General features: G+C 68.6%; 19 protein-coding genes. 8 read left to right on the forward strand and 11 right to left on the reverse strand.

Annotation, left to right across the window (positions count from 1 at the left end; genetic code table 11):
• Positions 1-147: 147 nt before the first annotated feature.
• From NKJ07_RS20715 to folP, 5 genes are all read right to left on the reverse strand, one after another.
• Positions 148-1899, reverse strand: a complete 1752-nt coding sequence (locus tag NKJ07_RS20715; protein ID WP_318570814.1) for a BCCT family transporter — start codon at positions 1897-1899, stop codon at positions 148-150.
• 573 nt (positions 1900-2472) lie between these two features.
• On the reverse strand, positions 2473-3714 hold the full coding sequence (ilvA, locus tag NKJ07_RS20720) for a threonine ammonia-lyase (RefSeq protein ID WP_318570815.1): 1242 nt from the start codon (positions 3712-3714) through the stop codon (positions 2473-2475).
• A 102-nt stretch (positions 3715-3816) separates the two neighbouring features.
• Positions 3817-6369 carry a GcvT family protein gene (locus tag NKJ07_RS20725; RefSeq protein WP_318570816.1) on the reverse strand — a complete coding sequence of 851 codons (2553 nt, stop codon included), beginning with the start codon at positions 6367-6369 and terminating at the stop codon, positions 3817-3819.
• Positions 6370-8967 carry a GcvT family protein gene (locus tag NKJ07_RS20730; RefSeq protein WP_318570817.1) on the reverse strand — a complete coding sequence of 866 codons (2598 nt, stop codon included), beginning with the start codon at positions 8965-8967 and terminating at the stop codon, positions 6370-6372.
• 114 nt (positions 8968-9081) lie between these two features.
• The gene (gene folP / locus NKJ07_RS20735; RefSeq protein ID WP_318570818.1) at positions 9082-11571 is read right to left on the reverse strand and encodes a dihydropteroate synthase; all 2490 of its coding nucleotides are present in this window, start codon (positions 11569-11571) and stop codon (positions 9082-9084) included.
• Positions 11572-11940: 369 nt separating this feature from the next.
• Here folP and NKJ07_RS20740 point away from each other — a divergent pair, with 369 nt between their 5' ends.
• Both NKJ07_RS20740 and NKJ07_RS20745 read left to right on the forward strand, forming a co-directional pair.
• Positions 11941-13659 (forward strand): formate--tetrahydrofolate ligase, encoded by a 1719-nt coding sequence (locus NKJ07_RS20740; protein WP_318570819.1) that lies wholly within the window; start codon positions 11941-11943, stop codon positions 13657-13659.
• Positions 13660-13785: 126 nt separating this feature from the next.
• A complete protein-coding gene (locus NKJ07_RS20745) occupies positions 13786-13998 on the forward strand; it encodes a hypothetical protein (protein WP_318570820.1) in 213 nt (70 codons plus the stop codon).
• A gap of 52 nt (positions 13999-14050) precedes the next feature.
• Here NKJ07_RS20745 and NKJ07_RS20750 read toward each other — a convergent pair whose 3' ends face one another.
• Complete coding sequence (locus NKJ07_RS20750) at positions 14051-14944, reverse strand: bifunctional methylenetetrahydrofolate dehydrogenase/methenyltetrahydrofolate cyclohydrolase (protein ID WP_318570821.1); 894 nt, start codon at positions 14942-14944, stop codon at positions 14051-14053.
• A 278-nt stretch (positions 14945-15222) separates the two neighbouring features.
• Here NKJ07_RS20750 and NKJ07_RS20755 point away from each other — a divergent pair, with 278 nt between their 5' ends.
• Both NKJ07_RS20755 and NKJ07_RS20760 read left to right on the forward strand, forming a co-directional pair.
• Positions 15223-16611 carry a glycine cleavage T C-terminal barrel domain-containing protein gene (locus tag NKJ07_RS20755; protein ID WP_318570822.1) on the forward strand — a complete coding sequence of 463 codons (1389 nt, stop codon included), beginning with the start codon at positions 15223-15225 and terminating at the stop codon, positions 16609-16611.
• Positions 16612-16751: 140 nt separating this feature from the next.
• The gene (locus NKJ07_RS20760; RefSeq protein ID WP_318570823.1) at positions 16752-17612 is read left to right on the forward strand and encodes a methylenetetrahydrofolate reductase; all 861 of its coding nucleotides are present in this window, start codon (positions 16752-16754) and stop codon (positions 17610-17612) included.
• A 66-nt stretch (positions 17613-17678) separates the two neighbouring features.
• Here NKJ07_RS20760 and NKJ07_RS20765 read toward each other — a convergent pair whose 3' ends face one another.
• Positions 17679-18236: a hypothetical protein gene (locus tag NKJ07_RS20765; RefSeq protein WP_318570824.1), complete on the reverse strand. Its 558-nt coding sequence runs from the start codon at positions 18234-18236 to the stop codon at positions 17679-17681.
• A 48-nt stretch (positions 18237-18284) separates the two neighbouring features.
• Positions 18285-18554 (reverse strand): hypothetical protein, encoded by a 270-nt coding sequence (locus NKJ07_RS20770; RefSeq protein ID WP_318570825.1) that lies wholly within the window; start codon positions 18552-18554, stop codon positions 18285-18287.
• 215 nt (positions 18555-18769) lie between these two features.
• Here NKJ07_RS20770 and NKJ07_RS20775 point away from each other — a divergent pair, with 215 nt between their 5' ends.
• Both NKJ07_RS20775 and NKJ07_RS20780 read left to right on the forward strand, forming a co-directional pair.
• Positions 18770-19345: a spore germination YkwD domain-containing protein gene (locus NKJ07_RS20775; protein WP_318570826.1), complete on the forward strand. Its 576-nt coding sequence runs from the start codon at positions 18770-18772 to the stop codon at positions 19343-19345.
• A gap of 153 nt (positions 19346-19498) precedes the next feature.
• Positions 19499-20398, forward strand: a complete 900-nt coding sequence (locus NKJ07_RS20780; protein WP_318570827.1) for a bifunctional 5,10-methylenetetrahydrofolate dehydrogenase/5,10-methenyltetrahydrofolate cyclohydrolase — start codon at positions 19499-19501, stop codon at positions 20396-20398.
• A 21-nt stretch (positions 20399-20419) separates the two neighbouring features.
• Here NKJ07_RS20780 and NKJ07_RS20785 read toward each other — a convergent pair whose 3' ends face one another.
• Positions 20420-21022, reverse strand: coding sequence for an anthranilate synthase component II (locus NKJ07_RS20785; protein WP_318570828.1), 603 nt, complete (start codon positions 21020-21022; stop codon positions 20420-20422).
• The gene (gene pabB / locus NKJ07_RS20790) at positions 21022-22581 is read right to left on the reverse strand and encodes an aminodeoxychorismate synthase, component I (RefSeq protein WP_318570829.1); all 1560 of its coding nucleotides are present in this window, start codon (positions 22579-22581) and stop codon (positions 21022-21024) included. Before pabB ends, NKJ07_RS20785 begins: the two co-directional genes overlap by 1 nt.
• 215 nt (positions 22582-22796) lie before the next feature.
• Here pabB and NKJ07_RS20795 point away from each other — a divergent pair, with 215 nt between their 5' ends.
• Positions 22797-23975 (forward strand): DUF8073 domain-containing protein, encoded by a 1179-nt coding sequence (locus NKJ07_RS20795; RefSeq protein WP_318570830.1) that lies wholly within the window; start codon positions 22797-22799, stop codon positions 23973-23975.
• A 42-nt stretch (positions 23976-24017) separates the two neighbouring features.
• On the opposite strand, the gene NKJ07_RS20800 is transcribed toward NKJ07_RS20795, so the two are convergent.
• Positions 24018-24755, reverse strand: coding sequence for a creatininase family protein (locus NKJ07_RS20800; protein ID WP_318570831.1), 738 nt, complete (start codon positions 24753-24755; stop codon positions 24018-24020).
• 251 nt (positions 24756-25006) lie between these two features.
• Here NKJ07_RS20800 and NKJ07_RS20805 point away from each other — a divergent pair, with 251 nt between their 5' ends.
• Positions 25007-25669, forward strand: a complete 663-nt coding sequence (locus NKJ07_RS20805; protein ID WP_318570832.1) for a helix-turn-helix domain-containing protein — start codon at positions 25007-25009, stop codon at positions 25667-25669.
• Positions 25670-25698 lie beyond the last annotated feature (29 nt).

Raw genomic sequence — 25698 nt, forward strand, 5'->3', positions numbered from 1 at the left:
GAGCGGGCCGGCGTCTCGACGGCAAAACGGGACGGAGCGCCGTCTCACCGGTCGCTCCGCGAGACGTGGCAGCACCGAGAAAGAAAGGAAGGGAGGCAGGAACGAGAGGGTCGTAAATCGAGACGGGCGTCCGACGGCCCGGTGGCGTCAGTCGCCGCTGGCCGTATCTTCTCCCTCCCTGATGCTCGTCACGGTCGCATCGCCGGAGGTGACTACCTCCACCTCGCCCTCGGCCGTGAGGTCCTCGATACGCTGGGCGAACGCCTCGCTCTCGAGGATCGAGTGCTCGTTATCGAGCCCCAGATAGACGGTGTAACACATCAGGCACAGGATCACCGCGAACGGTAAGCCGGTGGTGATCGCGGCCGTCTGGAGCGCGCTGAGGCCGCCGCCGTACAGCAGGATGGCCGCGACCGCGCCCTCGGTGACGGCCCAGAAGATACGCTGGGTCTTCGGGACGTCGTGCTTGCCGCCGGAGGTCAGGTGGTCGATGACCAGCGACCCCGAGTCCGAGGAGGTGACGAAGAACGTGACCACGAGCAGCGTTGCGAGGATGCCCGTCAGCGCGCCGAGCGGGAACTGCTCCAGCATGGCGAACATCGCGATCGTCTGCCCCTGTGCGTTGTACAGTTCGAGGATGCCGCCGGCACCCTGCAGCTGGACGAACAGCGCGCTGCCGCCGAACGTCGACAGCCAGACGAACGAGAACAGCGCCGGCAGGAACAGCACGCCGAGGACGAACTCGCGGACGGTCCGTCCCTTCGAGATGCGTGCGATGAACATCCCGACGAACGGCGACCAGGCGATCCACCAGCCCCAGTAGAAGACGGTCCAGGCGGTGACGGTCGAGCCGCCCGCGCCCATGGTGCCGGTGAAGAAGCTCAGCGCGAGGAAGTTACCGAAGTACGCGCCGAGGCCCTCGACCCACGCGCCGAAGATGTACACCGTCGGGCCGACGACGAGCAGGAAGCCGAGCAGCGCGAGCATGAGGTAGAGGTTGAGCGTGCTCAGGCGCTTGACACCGCCGTCGAGGCCCGCCGCCACGGAGGCGGTCGCGATCGCCGTGATGCCGGCGATGAGAAGCACCTGCGGGAGCGTCCCGGTGGGGATGCTGACGAGACCGAGGAGGTCACCGCCGACGTACGAGAGGCCGGTGTTGACCTGTGCGACCCCGAGGCCGAGCGACGTCGCCAGGCCGAACAGGGTCGCGAAGACGGTCACGAGGTCGATGATGTGGCCCGGCCAGCCGTAGATCCGCTCGCCCAGGAGCGGCCAGAAGATCGACCGGAACGTCAGCGGCAGTCCCCGGTTGAACGAGAAGAACGCGAGACCCAGGCCCACGAGCCCGTAGATCGCCCACGGGTGGAAGCCCCAGTGGAAGAACGTCTGCGCCATCGCGGCCGACGCCGCGGCGCCACTCTGTGCTTCGGCACCGAAGAAGCCAGGAACGTTCTGGAAGTAGTACAGTGGTTCGGAGACGCTGAAGAACATGAGGCCGATCCCCATGCCGGCGCTGAACAGCATCGCCATCCACGAGAAGTCGTCGAACTCCTTTTCGGCTTCGACACCGCCGATCCTGATCCCGCCGTACTTTCCGAAGGCGAAGTACAGGATCGTGACAATGAAGATGTTCACTGCGAGGATGTAGAACCAGCCGAACGTGCCGTTGACGAAGTTGAAGATGGCGGTGTACGCCGAGGCTGCCTGGTCGCCCAGCAGGATCGTGACCGCGATGAACACCGCGATGATCACCAGGGCGACCGGGAAGACGACCGGGTGGATGTCGAATCCCCACTTCACGATGTTGGTGTCGCCGGGTTCCCGGTCGGAGTCCGGGTGGAACAGCTCCACCTGGAGCCCGTCGGACATCTCCCCCGTGGTGTTCTCGCCGTCAGCCATGGGTTACCTCCCTATTCTGTACGATCGGATAGTCGTTCGTGTCGGTCATGAGTGATCGGTTACTGTGTTGTGAGGTGTCCGTGATCGACCGCGTATCCGCCGTGTTTTCGTCGCACTACACTCGTCGTCCGCACACCAGTCGTCGTCGACGCCCGTCGCCGCTTCGACGGGTCGTCGCCCGCGAGTCTCTCGTTCATCCCGGCCGAACGGCGATACAACTGCTGGTGTCGTTCACCGAACGCAGGTCGGTTGTATGAACGATGCCCGTGAGCACGACACCGGACTGTCGCGTCCTGTCGACCGCGCAGGACTCCCCCGATGGCGGCGGGAGAGCCCTTCGTAGCGTGGCAGCCGCTTGTCTCCTCGAACGGGATCGACTCCCGTCGTGAGCACTGCAAGCTCGTGTCATGACACTGGGCCACACAGGTCTGTTTGTAGTACATCATAAAAAAGCTCGTGTCTGTATATAGTGGTATTTATTACCCGAACTTGATCGACAGCTAGAATGTCCAGTGAGAGAGGAGACGTCCCGAGTGCGAGCCAGAGGAGTGAGAACCCCCGGCATCGATCGTTTCAGGCGTTGAGGTGCCTGACTTCATAGCCGTGGCCGCGGATCGAGCGGATGATCGCCCGCGCCTGGCTCGCGCCGCTGGTCTCGACGGTGAACACCAGATACGCCTCGCCGACGTCGAGTTCGGCCGAAGAGCGGTCGTGGCGGACGTTCTGGATGTTGGCCCCGTGGTCGGCGATGACGCCCGAGAGCTCCTGGAGCTTCCCGGGGCGATCGTTGATCCGCACGCGCAGGCGGAGGAGTTGCTCGCGCTCGGTGAGCGCGTGAACCAGAACAGTCTGTAACATCGTCATGTCGAGGTTGCCGCCGCAGAGCAACGGCATCACCGTCTCGCCCGTGACGTCGAGTTCGTCGCTCAGCAGGGCGGCGACGCTCGCGGCACCGGCCCCCTCGACCACCTGTTTGGCGCGCTCCAAAAGGAGGAGCACTGCCCGCGCGATCTCGCCGTCGGTGACGGTGACGACTTCGTCGACGTGGCGCTGGATGAGCGACAGGGTCAGCTCCGAGATGCCGCCGGTTGCGATGCCGTCGGCGATCGTGTCGACGGAGTCGAGCGTCTGCGGGATCCCCTTGTCGAGGCTCCGAGGGACCGTCGCCGCGCCCGACGCCTGCACGCCCACGATGCGCGTCTCGGACGACAGTTCGGCGAAGGCGGTGGAGATTCCCGAGATGAGCCCGCCGCCTCCGATCGGGACGATCACCGTGTCCACGTCGGGCAGGTCCTCGTACATCTCGATACCGAGCGTGCCCTGGCCGGCGACGATGGCTGGGTCGTCGTACGCGTGGACGAACGCGACGGTGTCGTCGCCTCTGACGAGCCCCTGCGCGTAGTTCATCGCCTCGCGGAAGTCCTGGCCGACGAGTTCGACGTCGGCACCGTACCCCCGCGTGGCGTCGACCTTCGTCTGCGGGGCGGTCTTCGGCATCACGATCGTCGAGCTGACCCCGAGTTTCGTCGCCGCCAGTGCCACGCCCTGTGCGTGGTTGCCGGCGCTGGCGGCGACGACCCGTTCGACGCCGGTGCCGTCGACGTCCGCTTTGATCTTGTTGTACGCCCCGCGGGTCTTGAACGAGCCCGTCCACTGGAGGTGCTCCATCTTGAGGTGCACCTCGCCGCCGGTCATCGCGTCGAGAGACGTGCTCCGCTCGACGGGGGTCCGTTTCACCACCGTCTCGTCGTCGAAACGGTCGCGTGCCTGTTCGATGTCCGCGAACTCGACGGCGTCTGAGAGGTCCTGGGTCATGGTATGTCGTATGTGTTCAGTTCGCATGCCCCCGACGTAAACGTCGGCGTCGGATGCACGAAGACGGCTGGTGCGTGCCGAGGGAGCCGGCCGACTCCGACCTCAGCGGATGATCTTCTCGCGGCCGGGGTCGAACAATGGTTCCTCGCGAACCGTCGCGTCGTACGTCTCACCCTCACAGCGGATCTGTACGGCGGTGCCGTGTTCGGCGTGCTCGGCGGGGAGGTACGTGTAGGCGATCGACTCGCCGATGCTGTAGCCGTAGTCGCCCGCCTGGACGTAGCCGATCGCCTCGCCGTCTTTCAGCACGGGGCGGCCGCTCAGCATGATGTCCGTCGAGTCGTCGAGCGTGAGCGGGACGATGCGGTCGTCGATGCCCGCCTCGCGCGCTTCGACGAGCGCCTCGCGGCCCACGAACTCGGTATCCATGTCGACCGCGAACGGGAGGCCCGCGGCGAAGGGGTTGGCGTCGGTGTCGATGTCGGTGCCCCACAGGCGGTAGCCCTTCTCGAGGCGCATCGACTCCAGCGCGCCGCCGCCCATCGGCCGCACGTCGAGGTCCTGACCTGCCTCCCAGAGCGTCTCCCAGAGTTTCGCGCCGTACTCGGTGGGGGCCCACAGCTCCCAGCCGAGTTCGCCGACGTACGACACCCGCAGGGCGACGACGGGCACGTCGCCGACGTACATCCGCTTCGCGCGGAAGTACGGGAACCCCGCGTTGGAGACGTCCGCGTCGGTGACTCGCTGGAGGAGCAGCCGGGACTTCGGCCCCCACAGGCCGATCGTCGACTGTCCACCCTCGTCGATGGTGACCGACACTGTCTCCGGGGCGTGTTCCTTCAGCCAGGTGCCGTGGATGCCCGGCGAGTTGCCCCCGCCGGTCGTCACCATGTACTCCTCCGCTCCCAGGCGGACGACCGTGACGTCCGCGAGGATGGTGCCGCCCTCGTTCAACAGCAGGGAGTACCGCACCTGGCCGACGTCGATGTCGACGTCGTTGGAACACATCCGCTGGAGGAACTCGCCCGCCTCGGCCCCCTCGACGGAGATCGACGAGAACGAGGTCATGTCGAACAGCGAGACGTGCTCGCGGGTGTGGAGGTGTTCCGCGCCCTCGATGGGCGAGCGGTTGATCGCCTGCCAGCCGTCCTGTTCGGGGATCTCCTCGGCGTAGCGCTCGACGAGATCCTCGTTCGAGTCGTACCACTGCGCGGACTCCCAGCCACCCGACTGGACGAACTCAGCGCCGAGGTCCTCCTGTTGCGAGTAGAACGGGCTCCGCCGGAGGCCGCGGTGGTCGTCGGGCTGCCAGCGCGGCTCGACGATGCTGTACACCTGGCGGTACTGCGTCGCGCCGCGGTCGACGAAGTACTCCTTGGTGCCGGCGTGGGGCTCGAACCGGTTGACGTGGATGCCGCCCGTGTCGACCGGGCCCGAGGGGAGCTTCGGAACGCCCGTCTCCATCCACTCCGCGAGGATCTTGCCGTACCCCCCCGAGTGGGTCCACCAGATCGCCAGCCCCGTCCAGAGGCCGTCGACCTGCGCCGTCTCGCCCAGCACCGGCATGCCGTCGGGCGTGAAGACGAAGATGCCGTTCTCCGTCGCGGCGAACTCCCTGCCCTCGACTGTCGGCAACAGTTCCTCGAACGCCTGTTTCGCCGACTTGTCGCGGTCGGGGTGCGTGGGTCGCTCCCAATGTTCGGCGGTGAAGTCCCGCACCGACGCCTGCCGGTCCTCGCGGTTCTTCCCCATCGCGTCGGGATCCACCGAGAGCGTCTCGTGGTTGTACGAGCCCAGGCCGATGCGGTCGCCGTGCGTGCGGAAGTACAGCGAGTGGTCCTGGTCGCGGCCGACCGGTCGGTGCGGGGCCTTCCCCATGTTCTCGGCGATACGGCTGTCACCCGGAATCTCCATCCCGTCGGTGTCGACGCGGGCGTTCGCGGACGCGCCCGCCAACTCCTCGAGGGGTTCCGTGACGGCGTACTGGTGTTCGACGGGGGCGATCGGGAGGTCGAGCCCCGCCATCTTCCCGGTCTGGTAACCCCAGTTATTGGTGGCGATCACACACCGATCGCAGTCGATTCTTCCCCGATCGGTCTCGACAGCCTGGACGGAGCCGCCGGCGACATCCAGATCCGTCACCTCGGTGTGGCCGTAAAAGGCCGCGTCCGACTGCTCGATGTACCACTGGAGGGCGGCGACGCCGTCGACCCGGCCGTCCGTCGGCGAGTAGTAGCCGCCGAGGATCTCCTCGGCGTTCACCAGCGGCAGGTGCTCCGTCACCTCCTCGGGCGTCAACAGCTGCGGGTCGGGCAGGCCGTAGGAGGTCGCGTGTTCGACCCGGCGCTGGAGGAAGTCCATTCGATCCTCGGAGCGGGCGACCTCGATGCCGCCGACCTCGTCGTAGACGCCGGCGTCTTTCAGCAGGCGGCTGGTGTAGTACGCCGTCTTCGTCATGATCTTCGACGGCGAGGTCTGGAACATGATGCCCGGGGCGTGCGTCGACGACCCGCCGGTCACGGGAAGGGGCCCCTGGTCGACGACGACGACGTCCTCAGCCCCGAGTTCCGAGAGGTGGTACGCGACGCTGCAGCCGACGGCGCCCGCGCCGATGATCACCGTCTCGGCCTGCTGTGGGAGTTGTGTCTGACTCATCTAAACCAGCGGCTCCTCCTGGACCGTGGCAGCGTAGTGGTCACCCTCGAACAGCACCTCGACCGACGTGCCGGGCTCGGCGTACTCCGGCGGGAGATACGTGTAGGCGACGCACGCGCCCACCGAGTAGCCGTACTCGGCGGCGTGGACGTAGCCCAGCGACTCGCCCGTCTCTGGGTCAAGCACCGGTCGGTCGTCGAGAATCGTCGCCTCGGGGTCGTCGAGCGTCAGGCAGGCGACCTGGTGGCGAAGCGCCGGCTCACCGCCGTCCGCCGCGGCCGGTTCCGTCTCGGACCCGGCGAGGGCCTCCTTCCCGATGAAGTCGGTGTCCATGTCGACCGCCCAGCCGAGGCCGGCCTCGAACGGGGTGTGCTCGGTGTGGAGGTCCTTCCCCCACAGCCGGAACCCCTTCTCGATGCGCAGGGCGTTCAGCGCGCCGTTGCCGTACGGCCGGATGTCGTACTCCTGGCCGGCCTCCATGATGTGCTCCCAGAGCTGCTCGCCGTACTCGGAGGGGGTGTAGAACTCCCAGCCGAGCTCGCCGGCGTACGAGACCCGCAGGGCGAGCACCGGGACGTTCTTCACGTAGAACTCCTGGGCGGTGAAGAACGGGAACGCCTCGTCGGAGAGGTCGACGTCGGTGACCTTCGAGAGCACCTTCCGGGCGTCCGGGCCAGTACAGACCATCGCGGCCATGCTGGAGGTGACGTCGTTGACTACGACGCCCTCGGGGGACTGCTCGCGGACCCACGCGACGTGGTTGTTCCCGACCTCGCGTCCCGTGGTGAGGAGGAGGTAGCGGTCCTGATCCGTGCGGGTGACCGTGATGTCCGCGCGGACGCCGCCGCCCTCGTTGCACATCAGGGTGTACTTCACGTCTCCGACGTCGAGGTCCATGTCGTTCGTACAGAGCCGCTGGACGAACGCCCCTGCCTGAGGACCGACCACCTCCATCTTGTTGAAGGGGGTCATGTCGTGCAGTCCGACCTTCTCACGGACGTGCAGCGCCTCGGCCCCCTCGAGGGGCGACCAGTAGATGCCCTCCCAGCCGTCTCGGTCGGGGATCCGGTCGCCGTACCGCTCCAAGAGGTCCTCGTTCGACTCGAACCACTGGGGGGCCTCCCAGCCGGCTTCGGCCCACATCTCCCCGCCCAGTTCCAGGTGGGAGTGGTACATCGGCGTCCGCCGGATGTCCCGCTGTTTGTCCTCCCACACCCACTTCGGATGCATGATGTTGTAGACGATGCGGTACTCCTCGCCGCCGATGTCGCGGGCGAAGTCCCAGCTACCCTCGTGGTCGTCGAAGCGGTTGACGTCGCAGTGCGCGAGGTCGATGGGCCCGTCGTCGAGCCGCGGCACGCCGTTCTCCATCCACTCCGCGAGCGCCTTCGCCGCGCCGCCGGCGTGGGTGACCCAGATGGCCGCCGCCGTCCACAGCCCCTCCAGTTCCTGCACCGGACCCATCACGGGGAGGCCGTTCGGCGACTCCGCGAACATCCCGTTGTACTTGAACTCCAGTTCCTTGCCCGCCGTCGCCGGGAGGAGTTCGTCGGAGGCCTGCCGGGGCGCTTTGTGCGGGCGGTCGGGGTGGGTCGCGTTCTCCATGTGGTAGTCGGTGAACTCGTGGACCGACCCCTGCGACTCGTCCGTATTGCCGCCGAGTTCCTGCGGGTCCGGCACGATCGGCTCGTGGTTGTACGAGCCGATGCCGTAGGAGTCGCCGTGGTTCCGGTAGTACATGGCGTTGTCCTGGTCGCGCAGGATCGGCCGGTCGGGCCCGACGAGCAGCCGTTTGGCCTTCTCACCCGAGACGTTCTCGTACCCCTCGAAGAGCGGGTGATCGGTGACGTCGACCGCGCTGTCGGCCAACTCGCCCAGCGACTCGGTCATCGTGTACTGGTGTTCGACCGGCGTCACCGGGAGGTGGACGCCCAGTTTCTCGCCCAGCTGGCGGGCCCAGATGTTCGTCGCGATGACGACCTCGTCACACTCGATCGTCCCGTTCTCGGTGACGACCGACTCGACGGAGCCGTCCGCGACTTCGACGTCCTCGGTTCGGGTGTGCGGGACGAACGTCGCCCCCCGGTCCATCGCTTCCCGGGCCAGCGCGTCGCAGGCGACGACGCCCGACACCTGCCCGTCGGTCGGCGAGTAGTACCCACCCAAAATCTGGCTGTCGTCGACGAGCGGGAGGTGCTCCGTGACCTCCTCGGGGCTGAGCAGCTGTGGCTCCGGAATCCCCCACGCTTTCGCGTGTTCGACCCGGCGCTGGAGGAACGCCATCCGCTCTTCGGAGCGAGCGACCTCGATGCCGCCGGTCTCGTTGTACGCCTGCTGGCCGTCCGCGCCCTCCAGTTCGGAGTAGAGCTGCCGGGAGTAGTTCGCGAACTTCGAGAGTTCCTTCGGTTCGGCCGTCTGGAACATGATCCCCGGCGCGTGCGTCGACGACCCGCCCGTCGTCGGCATCGGGCCCTGGTCGACGACGACGACGTCCTCCCGACCCAGCTCTGTCAGCTGATACGCGACGTTGCACCCGACGATTCCGGCACCGACGATCACGGTCCCAGCGTCGCTCGGGAGACTACGCTGTGTGCTCATATGACAAAAACCACGGCGGCGGCTTCTTATATCCACTCCTGCGCAGTGACGGGTATTTTTAACCGGCTCCGGAGGGCGGCCGATCACCCCCCACCCGCACCGAGACGGAGCGGGTTACTCCGGCCCCGTCCGCGTCGTCTGTTCGGCGGTGGCGACGGCGGCGACGTTCTCCGGAACGTCGTGGACGCGGACGACGTCGACGCCGCGTTCGGCCGCCAGCGCCGTCGCGGCCACCGTCGGCGCGAGTCGGGCATCAGGGCCGCAGCCGACGTGTTCGAACATCGACTTGTGCGAGTGTCCGAGCATGACGGGTGTCCCGAGCGCCCGGAACTCGTCGAGTCGGTCCAGGAGTTCGAAGCTCTCGGGGGCGCGCTTTCCGAAACCCAGGCCGGGGTCGACGAGGAGGTCGGAGCGGTCGATGCCCGCCCGCTCGGCCAAAAGCACGCGCTCGGTGAGCGTCTCCAACACGTCGTCGACGACGTCGTCGTAGTCGTAGCCGCGGTCGGGGTCGACCGGGGCCGAGAGGCTGTGCATCACCACCGCCGGCACCCCGTGGTCGGCGACGACGCGACGCATCGCCGCGTCCGCGAGCCCGGTGACGTCATTCACCATGTCCGCGCCGGCGGCGAGCGCCGCGTCGGCGACCGCCGGCTTCCGCGTGTCGACCGAGACCATCGCGTCGAGATCGTCCAGGCGTTCGATCACCGGGCGGACGCGCTCGGTCTCCTCCGCCACCGAGACCGGGTCGGCACCCGGCCGTGTCGACTCGCCGCCGACGTCGACGATCGCCGCACCCGCGGCGGCCATCTCCTCGGCCCGCGCGACGGCCGCGTCGACCGCGTCGTACTCGCCGCCGTCGTGGAAGGAGTCCGGCGTGACGTTGAGGATGCCCATCACGGCCGTGCCGTCGTTCCAGGGATACGCGGAGGGCTCCCCGCTGCCGACGCCGAGCGCTCGGTTCAGCTGCCCCGCGAGGTGTCGGCTCGCCCCCGACCGTCGGCGGAGGCGGCGGACCAGGTCGCGGAACTGCTCGCGCGTGCCGCTCACGACGACCGCGACGTGTTCGTCCGCGGTCGTGATGCCCGAGACCGCACACCACCCGCCCGCCGAGCGCATCGTCTCGTTCAGTTCGGCCGCCTCCGCGCGCCGGACGCGGAGCCTGATCGTCCGGTGGACCAGCCGGTCGGCGCACTCGCGGCGCGGACGCGCGGGGACGTCGGCGCGCGAGAGGACCGACCGGGCGCGTTCGGTCGAAGGGGTCCGAACGGGCGTCGGCGTCCGCGTCCAGCGGTCACGGGCCTCCGAGACCGTGTACAGCGAGCCCGTCACGAGCACGCAGTCCGTCGGGTTCGCGGTCCGGAGCGCCTCGTCTACGGCGGCCAGCACCGACTCGCACTGGTCGGTTCGCGCCGCGGTCTCGCGGTCGAACACGGCCGCCAGCGTCTCCGCGGACTGTGCGCGGCCGACGGCCGGTTCGGCGAGCACCGCCCGGTCGGCGGCCGGAAGCGACCGGCACATGGCGACGTGGTCCTTGTCGCGCATCGCGCCGAAGACGAGGTGGAGCTCGTCGTAGTCGTAGCGGTCGAGCACCGTCGCGAGCTTCTCGCAGGCGTCGGGGTTGTGAGCCCCGTCGAGCACCACCAGCGGCTCCCGCGACAGCACCTCGAACCGGCCGGGCCAGTGGACGTTCCGGACGCCGGCCGCGATCGCTCGCTCCGTCACCCCGACGTCGAGCGTCGCCCCGACCTGCCGCGCGAGGGTGGCGGCGACGCCTGCGTTGAGCGCCTGGTGTGTGCCGAGCAGCGGCGTCGTGGTCTGGACCGCCCAGTCCGGGCCGGCCAGCGAGACGGACGACTCCGCGATCGAGACCATCTCCGTCTCTCGGACCCGGACGTCGGGTCGCTCCCCGCCCCGGCGGTCGGCCGGCGCGTCCGTCTCTGGGGCCGCCTCGTCGTCGATGCCGACGGTCACGACGTCGGTCCGCTCGCGGATCGTCTCCAGCGCCGCGCCGGTCGCGCCGGTGACCAGCGGCGCGTCGGCGGGCGCGACGTGGGCCTTGTCGCTCGCGATCTCCTCGACGGTCGACCCCAGGATGTCGGTGTGTTCGAGGCTGACGCTCGTGACGGCCGCGGCGATCGGGTCGACGACGCTCGTCGCGTCGTAGCGCCCGCCGATCCCCACCTCGAGGACGGCGACGTCGACCTCCTCGCGCGCGAAGTGCCACAGCGCCAGCGCCGTGAACGCCTCGAAGAACGTGGGCGCGTCGCCGTCGACCGAGCGGTCGACGATCGACGGCCAGGTCTCCTCGACGAACCGGACGACCTCCCGCTTGGGGATCTTCTGTCCCCGCACCTGCACGCGCTCGCGGAGGTCGTTCAGGTCGGGCGAGGTGTAGAGTCCGACGTCGAGCCCCGCCTCCCGCAACACGCGTTCGAGCAACCGTGCCGTGCTTCCCTTGCCGTTCGAGCCGGCCACCTGGACGGCGGTCAACTGCTCGTGTGGGTTCCCCACCTCCGACAGCAGGGAGGCGGTCGTCTCCGTGCCCAGTTTGGGCCGGAGTCGGCGGAGCCGTTCCAGCCTGTTCACCGCCTCGTGATACTCCATGCCAAGCGGTGTTCGGGTGACCACAAATAAAACTCCGCCCGGCGTCGGCCCGCCTCGGCACACCCCGGGGCGGCGAGCACGCGACCGCCGTGCCGTCCACGTGCGGGGTCGACGCCGGGGCGAACGGGCCGCGCCGGGACGGGAGGCGCTCGGGACAACTCCACAACACAATACGTATCTGATACGATGTGGTTCAGCGCGCGGAGCGAACGGACGGTCGGGCGAGGGGTCTCCGAGCCGCAGCCCGCGGAGACGCCGATTTGGCCCACGAGACGGCGGTTCCGGCCCGACCCACGGAAACCACGTCGTATCCGGAATCAGAGGAGTGTGCTAACATTGATACCGGCGTCACCGAAACTCCGGTCCGAGATGACAGTCGAAGACGAGGGTGAGCCGTCAGTACCGACCGATTACGAGATCGCACAGTCCGTCGAGAAGCGACACATCGGCGACGTCGTCGAGCCGTTCGGCCTCGAACGTGAGGACCTCGAACTGTTCGGCGAGCACAAAGCCAAGGTGAAGCTCGAGGCGATCGAGCGGATCAAACAGGAGAAGGAGGCCAACGGGAAGCTCGTGCTCGTCACCGGGATGACGCCCACACCGATGGGCGAGGGCAAGACGGTGACGACCGTCGGGCTGGGGCAGGCGTTCAACCAGCTGGGGAAGGACGCGCTCATCGCCGTCCGCGAGCCGTCGCTCGGGCCGGTGTTCGGCGTCAAGGGCGGGGCCGCCGGTGGGGGGTACTCGCAGGTGCTGCCGATGGAGGACATCAACCTCCACTTCACCGGTGACCTCCACGCGCTCACCTCGGCGCACAACCTGATCTCGACGATGCTGGACAACCACATCAAACAGGGCAACGAACTCGACGTGGCGGTCAACTGGGTCGAGTGGCCCCGCGCCATCGACATGAACGACCGCGTCCTCCGCGAGACCGTGATCGGTCTCGGCGGCGACGTCACCGGCGTCCCGCGCGAGGACGGCTTCATCCTCACGGCCGCGTCGGAGCTGATGGCCGTCCTGTGTCTCGCCGACAGCCTCGCGGACCTGAAAGAGCGCGTCGCCCGGATCATCGTCGCCTACGACGAGGCGGGCGACCCGATCACGGTCGACGACATTGACGCGACGGGCGCGGTGACCATCCTCCTCAGGGAGGCGCTGAAGCCGAACGTCGTCCAGACCATCGAGGGGACCCCCGCGTTCGTCCACGGCGGTCCGTTCGCCAACATCGCCCACGGCACCAACTCGCTCATCGCCGACGACGTCGCCAGCCACCTCTCGGAGTATCTCGTCACCGAGGCCGGCTTCGGCTCCGACCTCGGCGCGGAGAAGTTCATGAACATCGTCTGCCGGTTCGGCGAGATGTCGCCCGACGCGGTCACGCTCGTGTCGAGCGTCAGGGCGCTGAAATACCACGGCCAGGACATGTGGCCGCCGGATCTCGACGAACTCGAAGCCGAGGACGTCGACGCCGTCGAGCGAGGGTTCGAGAACCTCGACAAACACGTCCGGAACCTCCAGAAGTTCGGCGTCCCGGTCGTCGTCGCGGTCAACCGCTTCCCCGGGGACACCGACGCCGAGATCGAGGCCGTCGTCGACCACTGCGAGAACGAGCTGGGGGTTCGCGTCGCCGAGTCGAACCTCTTCCGCCACGGCGGCGAGGGCGGGCTCGACCTCGCCGAACAGCTCGTCGACGCCGCCGAGTCCGACTCGGAGTTCGAGCACCTGTACGACCTCGAGGGCTCGATCAAGGAGAAGATCGAGACGGTCGCGACCGAGATCTACGGCGCGGACGGCGTGACGTACCACGGCGACGCCGAGGACGACATCGAGCGCCTCACCGGGCTGGGATTCGACGACGTGCCCGTCTGCATGTCGAAGACGTTCCACTCGCTCAGCGACGACCCGAGCCTCAAGGGCGCGCCCGAGGACTGGACGCTCGAGGTCAAGGAGGTGTACCCGTCGGCCGGCGCGGGCTTCCTCGTCGCGCTCACCGGTGACGTGCTGACGCTCCCCGGCCTCCCGAAGGAGCCGGCGGCGGCCAACATGGACATCGACGACGACGGCACCATCTCCGGGCTGTTCTGAACGGCGGCTCCGGCGGCTCCGGCGGCTCCGGAGATCTGGAGCCATCCGCCGCCCCCCGTCGGCCGTTCCAGTGGGGCGGACGATGGCTGGCCCTTTTATGTCGGGCCGGGACGCACGGACGAAGTGATGTCCGAGAACCACGTCGAGACCGTCGGTAGGATGCTCGAGAGCGTCTTAGAGGAGACGACCGACCCAGAACTGCGGTTCAAGCTCCGGACGGCGCTCCAACTGCTCGTGTTGATCGAAGACCGACACGACGGGGCGCGCGCCGCGCTGGAAGAGGCCGAACTCGACCGCGAACTCCGCGAGAACCTCCGCGAACTGGGCTATCTCGACTGACGCGTCGGACCGGAGCCGCGACCGGTCGCGGAGGTCGAGCGAGCGCCCGGCGTCAGGGCAACTCGACCGGGACCGACTCCTGGATGCTCGCGGCCTTGACCGTGTTGTACAGCAGCATGGTGATCGTCATGGGGCCGACGCCGCCGGGGACGGGCGTGATGACGCCCGCCTTCTCCTTCGCGGAGTCGAAGTCGACGTCACCGACCAGTTCGTACCCCTTCTCGTTGTCGGCGTCCACGCGGTTGACGCCGACATCGATGACGGTCGCCCCCTCCTTGATCATCGAGCCGTCCACGAGGCCGGGATAGCCCGTCGCGGCGATGACGATGTCGGCCGCCCGGGTCTTCTCGGCGAGGTCCTGCGTCCGGGAGTGACAGACGGTCGTCGTCGCGTTGCCGCCCGGCGCTTTCTGGATGAGCAGGTTCGCCATCGGTTTGCCGACGATGTCGGAGCGGCCGACGACGACCGCGTCCTTCCCCTCGGGATCGACCTCGGCCGCCTCCAGGAGCTTCTGGACGCCGTGAGGCGTGCAGGGTTTGAACCGGGCGTCGCCAGCGACGAGTCGCCCGACGTTCTCGGGGTGGAAGCCGTCGACGTCCTTGACGGGGTCGATGCTCCGCAGGATCGCGCGGGAGTCGACGTGGTCGGGGACGGGCATCTGCACGAGGATGCCGTGGACGTCGTCGCGGCCGTTCAACGTCTCGACCGCGTCGAACAGCTCGTCGGCTGGCGCGTCGGGGTCGATTTCCTGATGGACGCTCTCGATGCCGAGGTCCTCGCAGGCGCGGCCCTTCATCGAGACGTACGTCTCGCTCGCGGGGTCGTCGCTCATCAACACCGTGGCGAGCCCCGGCGTCACGCCCGCGTCGGCGAGCGTCTCGATGCTCCCGCGGAGTTCCGCCCTGATCCGGTCGCCGACCGCGTTGCCGTCGAGGACGTGCGTCACCGCTCGCCACCGCCTACGACCGAGTCTGTCAGCGTGTGTGTCGTCATATCGGGTTCACTCTCCAGTCATCGGACGGAGCGTTATGAATTGCGATGCTCGCCTGCCTGTGACGTTTATGCGAGTGGCGGTTGTGTGGGGACGGCGTCGCCCTCGCGCGGGGCGGGGCGCTCGGGTGCCGCGCGAGGGCAGGCGATATTCACGCTAGAGCGACCCCCATTTATAACTGCGGACTACCTGAGGTCCACCATTATTTATAGTGGGATGTTTGTTCCAAATCGATGTCACAGAACGAAGGGCAAGTGTCCGAGCAGGAGCATCCGAACTACCCGAGCGTCGACCAGTCGGACCGGGTCGTACCCCGGAACCTCCGACAGTCGGGGGACCCGGGGATCGAGATGCTCGTCTCGACGCGCGTCCGCAAGTCGCCGTTCTTCCACAAGTCGTTCAACGAGAACGGCGCCTGGCGCTGTACAGTCTACAACCGACTCTACCACCCGCGGGGACTCGTCGAACCAGAGGACGGCGGAGCGATGGCCGAGTACGAGGCGCTGACGAACAGCGTCACCATCTGGGACGTAGCCGTCGAGCGCCAGATCCGTGTGAAGGGCCCCGACGCCGAGGCGCTCACGAACTACGTCATCACCCGCGACGCGACGCAGATCGAGCCGATGCACGGCAAGTATGTCATCCTCTGTAACGAGGACGGCGGCGTCCTGAACGACCCGGTGCTCCTGCGTCCCGAGGAAGACGAGTTCTGGTTCTCTATCTCCGACTCCACGCTGATGCAGTGGCTCCAGGGCGTCAACGTCGGCATGGACTTCGACGTCGAGATCGACGAGATCGACGTCGCGCCGATGCAGATCCAGGGCCCGCTCGCGGAGGACGTCATGGTCGACGTCGTCGGCGACGAGGTCTCGGACATCCCCTACTACGGCCTGATGGACGCCGAGATCGACGGCGTCGACGTGCTGATCAGCCAGACCGGCTTCTCCGGCGAGAAGGGCTACGAGGTCTACGTCAAGGACGCCTCGAAGTACGCCGAGCGCGTCTGGGACCCGGTCCACGACTCCGTCGTCGAGCACGGCGGGATGCAGATCGCGCCCGGTCACCACCGCCGGATCGCCGCCGGCATCATGTCCTGGGGCCAGGACCTCGACCACGAGACCTCGCCGTTCCAGGTCAACCTCGGCTACCAGGTGCCCGACGACAAGGAGGCGGACTACATCGGCAAGGAGGAACTCGAGCGCCAGAAGGAACTGATCGAAGGTGGCGAGTACCCGTTCAACCTGAAGCTGGTCGGCCTGAAGATGGCCGGCGAGCCGATCCGGGACTACGCCAACGACTTCTACCTCATCTCCGACCCCGAGACCGGCGAGGAGTGCGGCTACCTCACGTCGCCGTGGTGGAACCCTGAACTCGAAACGAACATCGGGATGGGCTTCGTCCCGGCCGAGATGCTGGAGGCCGAGACGGACGTCCCCCTGAACGACGAGATCTACGACGTCGAACTCGATCTGGAGTTCGGGGTTCACCTTCCCGATGAGTACGCCGAGGAGCCCGGCGAGCCGGTGTTCGCCACCACGGCGAAGGTGCCGTTCAAGGAGTCGGTGAACCCGAGCGCCCGCGAGCAGGCGAAGCTCAACGCCCGCGAGGAAGCCGACGAGTAGTCGGCGAACGGTCCCGGCGGGCCGTCCGACCGAGGTTATAAAAACCGCAGGTAGCTGGACGCCATCGTCTTTAGGCCGGACCTGTTAACATCACATACTGGCCGACGGCACGGCGGCACCCGGGCGGTCTTTACCCAATCATGTCACTCACATCACCTTCGAAGCGGACGACAGCGGGAGTACAGCGACTGCTGGCGGAGCCGAAGTTCGAGCTGATGCCGTTCGACAGCTTCGGCGACCAGATGAGCCACCTGCCGGACGGCGCGGAGATCGCGATCACCGCCTCGCCGAGCCTGGGCATCGACGCGACCGTCGAGTGGACCGAGAAGGCCGCAGCGGAGGGGTACGAGATCGTCCCTCACGTCGCCGCCCGCTACATCGAGGGCGAGGAACACCTCGACGAGATCGCCCGACGGATCACCGACGCGGGCGTGACGAGCATCTTCGTCCCCGGCGGCGAACGCGAGGAGCCGGCGGGGCCGTACGAGTCGGCGTACGACCTCCTGGTGGCGCTCGACGAACTCGGCTACGAGTTCGACAGAGTCGGCATCACCGGCTACCCCGAGGGCCACCACTTCGTCGACGACGAGACGATGGCGGAGGCGATGGAGAAGAAAGCGCCGTACGCCGACTACATCGTCACCCAGATCTGCTACAACCCCGACGCCGTCATCGAGTGGATCGAGGAGATCCGCGCCCGCGGGATCGAGCTCCCGGTCGAGGTCGGCATCCCCGGCGTCATGAAGTACCAGCGCCTGTTGAGCATCTCCCAGAAGGTTGGCGTCGGTGACTCCCTCGGCTTCCTCCGGAAGACGACCGGTGTGGTCGACTTCGTCCGCCAGCTCGTCGGCTCGCGCGGCAAGTACACGCCCGACAAGCTCATCGACGGCCTCGCGCCGTACACCGACGACCCCGACTACGGGATCCAGGGCGTCCACATCTACACCTTCAACCAGGTGCCCGACACGGAGTCGTGGCGCCGCGAGCGGCTGGCCGAGTAACGCGGCACGGTCGCAGCGCCTTCCCCGCCCGTCTCGCGCCCCCGATCGGGGGCCCCCGACCGAGCCTCACGGGGAGAGCCGTCGCTGCGTACACGACCGATACACGACGACCAGTTCGTCGCCGTCCGCGGCGACCCCGATCGCCGTCCAGAACGTCCCGGTCCGCCGGAGGAGGCCGGTGTCGTCCGCGGCGACGAGCGCCGAGAACAGCTCGCCGGCGACCGCGTCGGCCACTGCCGGGGTGGGCGTGCCGTCGCGCGTGGCGTCGGCCCACCGTGGGTCGGCGACCGTGTGCCGGACCAGAAGCTGCGAACACCGGCCGGAACCGATCCCAGCCGGGGTACCGTCGATCGACGACGGCCCGGTGATGGAGGCGTTGGCGATCGTCTGCGCCGCGAGGGTGCTCCGCTGGGCGCGCTGGGCCGGTTGCAGTCCCTCGGCCGCCCGCCACTCCGCGAGGCGCGTCCAGAGCGCGTCCCTGACCCGCTGTTCGCCCGCGTCGATCCGGTCGTCGGGGAGGAGTTGCCCCCGCGAGTGCTGGACGCCGCCCCAGATGGCGGCGAAGACGACGAGGAAGATCGTCGCGATGGTGAGCAAGTGCAGATCGCCGGTGTGCCGTCTCACTACGTCGGCAGATGGACCACAGGGAAATAGCTCTGTTCGCGACGCCGACTACGACGTCTTCTTCTTCTTCTCGCGGTACACCGGTCGCAGGTCGGAGCTGTCTTTGTTGTAGCCCAGCCAGACGCTGAGGACCGACGCCGCGAACACGAGGTAGACGGGGAAGACGATCAACAGCACGAAGCCGGTCAGGACGAGGGTGAGGTGGCCGGCCCAGTAGAGGAGCCCCACACAGGCGAGCGCGAGAACCGCGGCGGCCACGATCCCCAACCGGAACGCGCTCCGAGCGCCCGGACCAGGGGTTATTTTCAGGCGAGTCACGTTGATCTGACTACGCAGTCCAGGCCGATAAGTCTGTCACTGTCCGGGCAGGGTCACGCGCGGTATCGTGCGTCACACCGTCTAAAACGGTCGATAATGGCAGATTAAACGAGTCGGGTCGTAGAGTCGGGCCACGGGGCGACGGACGGACCGCCGGGCGCGGGCCGTGGTGTCACGGAGCAAGACACTTGTTCGTCGCGTAACAACCCCGACCGATGGCGTCCGCCCGGGGTCAACTCAGCCTCCTCGCGATCGTGACGATCTTCCTCGTCGTGTTCGGGACGATGTACGCCGGCGTCCAGTACGCGCGCGGCGATCTCATCGACCACGAAGAGCCGACGGCGGCCGAGGCGCAGCTCCGTGCCGACGTCTGGACCGCGGTCAACGCTGAGCGTGCCGACCGTGGCCTCGACCCCGCCCAGCGGGACACGAACACGCGGATCGAGGCGCAGTCGATGGCCCGACGGCTCGCCACGATCGACTACTTCACCGAGCCGACGGCGGTCGGCGTTCGGCCGGGAGCGAACGAGTCGCTCCCGAATCGAAAGGGCCTCTGTCAACGGGTGCCGGTGAAGCTCACCGTCGACCAGCCGGACGGGGTGCCCGAAGCGGGCCGCCCGCTCCCGGACGAGGTCAGCCGGCAGATCGCCGACCGCGTGGTCGGGCTGCTCGCGAGCGACCCACGGAGCGACGTCCTCAGCCGGGCGAACGACCAGAAACACGGGATCGGCGTGGCCGTCGACGGCGACGTCGTCTACGTCGTCTACCGGACCTGCAACCTCGGCTACTGAGTCGGTGCTCCCTGGACGAGCAGCCGTCGGGACGTGGATCCGGACGACCGTGACGACGTGCAGGGACATGATTCGGGCCCCGATCGAACGGTCGACTCCCCGACCCGTCGAGCCGGGCTGAAGCTACAAGTCGGTGGCGGACGAACCCCGGACGTGACAGCGAAACCGCTTCACGGCGAACCGGTCGCCACGGCGATCCGCGCGGACGTGCGCGACCGACTCGCCCGCCTGCGTGACGAGCACGGGCGGGTCCCGACGCTCGGAACGGTGCTCGTGAGCGACGACCCGGCCGACGAGCGGTTCATGGACCTGAAACACGCCGCCTGCGACGAGGTGGGCATCGAAACGCGCGACCGGCGGCTCGCTCCCGACGCGGCCGCCGAGGAGTTGTATCGGGCGGTCGAGCGGCTCTCGGAGGCGGCGAGCGTGGACGCCGTGTTCGTCCAGACGCCGCTCCCCCCGACGGTGCCGGCGGTCGGCGTCGGGACGCGGATCGATCCCCGAAAGGACGTCGACTGTTTCCACCCCGAGAACCGCGGACGACTTGTCGCCGGCGAGCCGCGGTTCGTCCCCGCGACGACCGCCGCCGTCCGGCGGTTGTTGGCGGCGTACGACCTCGAGACCGCGGGGCGTGACGTCGTCGTCGTCGGACGGTCCCCCACGATCGGAACGCCGCTGGCGAACCGGCTGTTCCAGCGGGCGGGCGGGAACGCCACGGTGACCGTCTGTCACTCGCACACGAATGATCTCGGCACGAAGACCCGCCGGGCGGACGTCGTCGTGGCCGCCTGCGGCGTGCCGGAACTCGTCGACGGCTCGATGCTCTCGCCGGGGGTCGTGGTCGTCGACGTGAGCGCCAACAGGCGACGTGGAGCGACGGGGACGGAGACCGTCGGCGACGTCGACTACGATTCCGCGCAGGAGACAGCAGCGGCCGTCACGCCGGTTCCGGGGGGCGTCGGACCGGTGACGGTCGCCGCGCTCCTCGACAACGTCGTTCTGGCGGCCGAACGGCGGTCGGACGGCGACGACCGGGGAACTGGTAGACGCTGACGGCCACCGGGTCGTGAGTCGCTACGAGCCGTCGGCGCAGTCGCGGACGAACGTCTCGACCATCCCCATCCCCACGTCCGTGAGGATGCTCTCGGGGTGGAACTGGACGCCCTCGTGGGGGCGGTCGCGGTGGCGGACGCCCATGACGACCTCGCGCTCGTCGTCCGTGCGGGCCGTCTCGACGAGACAGTCGGGGAGGTCGCCGCGTTCGACCGCCAGCGAGTGGTAGCGTCCCGCCTCGAACGAGTCGGGGAGTGCCTCGAACACCCCGGAACCGTCGTGTCTGATGGTGGAGGGCTTGCCGTGGACCACGTCGGGGGCGTGGCCGACGGGCGCGCCGTTGGCCGCACAGAGCGCCTGGTGGCCGAGACACACCCCGAGGGTCGGGTACGACAGGTCGCGGAAGACGGGGATCGAGACGCCCGCCTCGGCGGGCGTGCCGGGACCGGGCGAGACGACGATGCCGTCGGGGTCCAGCGCCCGGATGTCGGCGACGTCGACCGCGTCGTTGCGGCGGACGATCACGTCGCCGTCGTCGGGGGCACCGACGGCCGCGCCGACGTACTGGACGAGGTTGTACGCGAACGAGTCGTAGTTGTCGACGACCAGGATACGAGGAGACATCAGTCGGCCACCCCCGCGTCCTCGACGGCGAGGTCGGTCCGTTCACCGAGCGCCTCGTCCAGCGCCGTCACCAGCGCGCGGCCCTTGTCGAGGGTCTCGGCGTACTCGCGGTCCGGCACCGAGTCGTGGACGATCCCCGCGCCCACCCGTAAGAAGTACTCCTCGCGGTGGCGGACGAGCGTCCGGATGACGATGTTGAGCGTGGCGCGTCCGTCGAAGCCGAACGCGGCGATCGAGCCGGTGTAGGGGCCTCTCCGCGTGGCTTCCACCTCGTCGATGATCTCCATCGTCCGTGGTTTGGGGGCTCCGGTGATGGTGCCGCCCGGGAAGACGGCGGCGACGGCGTCGGCCACGTCGTGCTCGGGCCGGAGCCGACCCTCGACGAGCGAGACGAGATGCATCACCTCCGAGTAACGGTCGACGCGGCGGTACTCCGGCACGTCGACGCTGCCGTACTGGCTCACTTTCCCGAGGTCGTTCCGTTCGAGATCGACCAGCATGGCGTGTTCGGCGCGCTCCTTCTCGTCGCTCAGGAGTTCGTCCGCCAACTCGGCGTCCTCTTCGGGCGTTGCCCCGCGGGGGCGGGTACCGGCGATGGGTTCGGTCAGGAGCCGGCCGCCCTCGCCCTCGACGTCCAAGAGGAGTTCGGGCGAGGCGCTCACCAGATCCACCCCGGGGAACTCGACGAGCGCCGAGTACGGGGCGGGGTTCACCCGTCGGAGGGCGGCGAACGCCTCAACCGGGTGGACCGCGGCCGGGGCGCGCAGCCGCTGGGAGACGTTCGCCTGGAACGTGTCGCCGTCGCGGATGTACTCCTTGACGCGGCGGACCCGGTCGGCGAATGCGGCCGGCGAGCAGTCGCTTTCGAACGTGGCGGTGCCGGCGCGGACCGGCGGCGCACCGACCGCCGGATCGCCGGTCGTGGCCGCACGGGCGAGCGCGAGCGCCCGGTCGCGACCCCGGTCGTACGCCGCTGCGGGGTCGTCACCGACGCGGGGGCAGGCCGTCACCCGGAGCGTCGTCTCGCCGTCGCGCGGCTCCTCCCAGGCTGCGACGCGATCGAAGACGCCCAACTGGAGGCGGGGAAGCCCGCGGTCGTCGACGGTCGTCTCGGGGAGCCGCTCCAGTTCGCGCGCCACGTCGTACGAGAGCCAGCCGAACGCGCCGCACGGATACGGCACGTCACAGTCCCCCCGGACGAGCGTCTCCCCGGCGAGGAGTCCCGCCAGCTCCGCGAGCGAGGGCGACGGCTCGGCGTCCCCGACCGCTTCGAGGGTCGCCCCGACCTGGAGCCGGCTGATCGGGTCGACTGCGAAGTAGCCCCAGCCAGACTGCCCGCCGGTGGTTTCGAGGTAGACGCCGTCCGAGCCCGGGGCGCGGCGTGTGGGCGACGGCTTCCCGTCGGCGTCGGCGCCGGGGCCGGTGCGGGCACGGCGGTAGGCGAGGAACGGGTCGGTGACGGTGACGCGGACTTCGACGGGGACGCGCGCGGCCGGGTCGGCGTCGCGGGCGGCCTCGACGAAGCTCGATTCGGTCGTGACGATGCGTGGTTGGTCCATCGATGTGGTTCCCTCGGGGTCCAGCAGATCGGCTGGATGACACCGGAGATTGTGTGGAGAGTGATTAAAACGTTTCGTGGGTGTATCGCGCCACATCGCGCGACTGCAACGGTGTACGGCCGGATCGACGGCTCCGGAGGGGTATATAAAAACAGCCGTCATTAAGCATACAGTTTGATGACGGTCAGAGACGTTTACCCGCAGTAACACGGGCCATGACAGTCGGGAGCGCACTCCAGGAGTTGGGCCGAGTCCTCGACGAGTTCGACCGGGCGGCGGTCCGGAACGTGGGGGTCGTCGAGCCGGCCGAGGCGGACGGGGCGAGGGGAGTGACAGCGGACGTCGAACTGACCGTGTCGACGCAGCCGGACGCCGAGGGAGGGGCCGAGCCGGTTTCGCTCGCCACGGCGACCGTCGAGGCCGACGGGCAGCTCCGGCTCGCGTTCGAGTCGGCGGACGCGCTCGTCCCGACGACTGACCGCGACGTGACGATCGAGCCCACCGCCGTCGCCGTCGACGACGGGGCGATCACCGTCGCCCTCTCCGTCTCAGTCCCCGTCCGGAGCGACGCCGGCCCGGCGGACGGCGAGCGACCGGTCCCGGCGGGCGAACCCGACGACTGGGACGGTGCTGATGGGGGACGCGGCGACGGGAACGGGCGTCACGGCGACGACGGCCTCGGGGGGCGCGACGGCAGAGTAGAGCGTGACAGCGGAGCAGAGCGTGACGGCGGAGCAGACACGGACAGCCACGGGAAGCGCGGCGGGGGCGACCGGTCGGTGCCCCCGTTCAGGGATCCCGAACTCCTCGCGGAGGTGTACGACTCCTGCGGCACGTTCGCCGAGATGGCCGACACGCTGGGGATGGACGTGACGGCCGAGACGGTCAGACGCTACATGATCGACGCCGGCGTCCACCAGCCGAACTCGTACGACACGAAGGGAAACGCGGGCGGACCGACGGCCGACGGAGACGAGGACGGGGGGACGGAGGAGCGGGAGAACACCGAACGCGACGGGGGAGTCGACTCCGACGCGGGGACGGAGGCGGAGGTGACGCCGGAGCCGGAGGGTGGGCCGGCGACGGCGGACGGGAGTGAACCCGAGGACGAACCCGGTACCGACGCCGGGGCCTCGGAACCGGTCGTCCTCGCGGACGGCATCGGCCTCCCCAACGACGTCACCGTCGAGACGCTCGTCGAGACGGTGAAACGGTCGAACACCGTCTACGAGATCAAGCGCGACATCGGCGTCGACCGGGAGGACGCGGTCGAGATGCTCCGGGAGCTCAATCTGCTCGACCTCGTCGTGGGGCGACTCGCCACCGAGGCCGAACGCGACATCAGCCGCGCCGAGGTCGTCGAGCGGCTCCGTGAGGCCTCCGCCACGCAGTGACACGGCGGGACGGGCGCGGGTCGAAACGGGCGAACGGGCGACCTACTTGTGTGCCGGACGCGACGTGTCACGGTCGGCGACCACACCGAGGAGATCAGCGAGCGCCGTCGCCGCGAGGTCGAGCAGTTCGGCCCCCCACTCCTCGCTGGCCGCGGTCGGGTCGCCGACGGTGCCGTTGTCGGTGAACTCGGCGGAGTCGAACGCGAGGTTCGTGTGGTGGAGCCACTCGCCCCAGCCGTCGCTCCCGCCGTCGCGGGCGGCTTCGAGGCGATCGGTGGCGACCAGGTCGGGGTGAGTGGCCAGGAGGAGCGACGTCTCCAGCGGGCCGCCGTGGCCCATCTCGGAGGCGTGCTCGCCGACCGCGTCGAACCAGGTGAACGGCACCGCGTACGCGTCGTCGTGGCGAGTGATCGTGCCGGCGACCTCGCGGAGGGCGTCGATGTTCCCGCCGTGGCCGTTGACGAGGACGACCCGGTCGAAACCGTGGTGTGCCAGGCTGTGCACCACGTCGCGGACGTACGCGCGGAAGTTCGCTTCCGTGACCCAGAGCGTGCCGGTGAACTGGCGGTGTTCCTCGGCGACGCCGACGGGGACCGCCGGTGCGACGACCACCTCGTGCCCACACCGGTTCGCGCCGGCGTCGGCCACGGCCCGGGCGGTGAGCGTGTCGGTTCCGAGCGGTCCGTGCGGCCCGTGCTGTTCGGTGCTCCCCACGGGCACGACCGCCAGCTCGGTGTCTGCGGCGTCGGCGTCGGTCCACGAACTGTGAGCCAGTCGCATACCGGACCGTACGGACAGCACGGGTATAGCTGGTGGGGAACCGGAGCACGGCGTCCGGGTCCGGCGGTCAGAGCGCGAGCACACGAACCCGCCGAGACGGTCGACACGGGTCGCGAACAGGGTCGGCTGCTAGCAGCTACCGAACCCCTTAACACCGTCCCATCCCGCCTGTTATCCATGTACACGTTCACGAACGAGAGAGTCGAGGTGTGGGCGGACGGACGCTCGCGCCATCGCCGGTACGAGAAGCGATGACCCTCATCGCCGTCGTGGAGATCGAACACTCGGCCCTCGCGCTCGGGCCGACAATCCGGGACCTCCCCGAGGCGTCGATCCAGGTCATCCCGAACAGCGGGACCGACCCCGACACGGGGATGTTCTTCTTCATGGTCGAACACGCCGACGACGACTTCGAGGCGGTCGAAGCACGGTTCGACAGCGACCCGACCGTCGAGGAGTGGACACGGATCGCGGACGACGAAACGACGAACATCTACCGGCTCCAGCACACCCCGGAGACGAAGCTGCTGACGCCGGAGGCGACGAAGGTCGGCGGGTTCACCCTGGAGGCGAAGAGCACCGGCCACGGCTGGCGGATCCGCCTCCAGTTGCCCGATCGCGAGGCGATCTCGAAGCTGTGGGACTACTGCCGCGAGGAGGGCATCTCCTTCGAGTTGGCCCAGATGTACCAGCAGGAGGGGATCTCACTGGACGGGAAGCCGCTGACCGAGCCGCAACGAACGACGCTGTTGACGGCGTACGAACGGGGGTACTTCGACGAGCCGCGCGGGACCTCACACAAGGAGATCGCCGAACTGCTCGACATCTCCCCGACCGCCGTCGGGGGGCGGATCAGACGGGGGACCGCCCGGCTCATCGAGATCGTGCTCGCCGACGACATCGAGGGGAAGTAAACCGCCGCGGCGTCACGCACGCCGCCGTC

It is taken from the genome of Salinigranum marinum, from assembly GCF_024228675.1.
Taxonomy (GTDB): Archaea; Halobacteriota; Halobacteria; order Halobacteriales; family Haloferacaceae; genus Salinigranum; species Salinigranum marinum.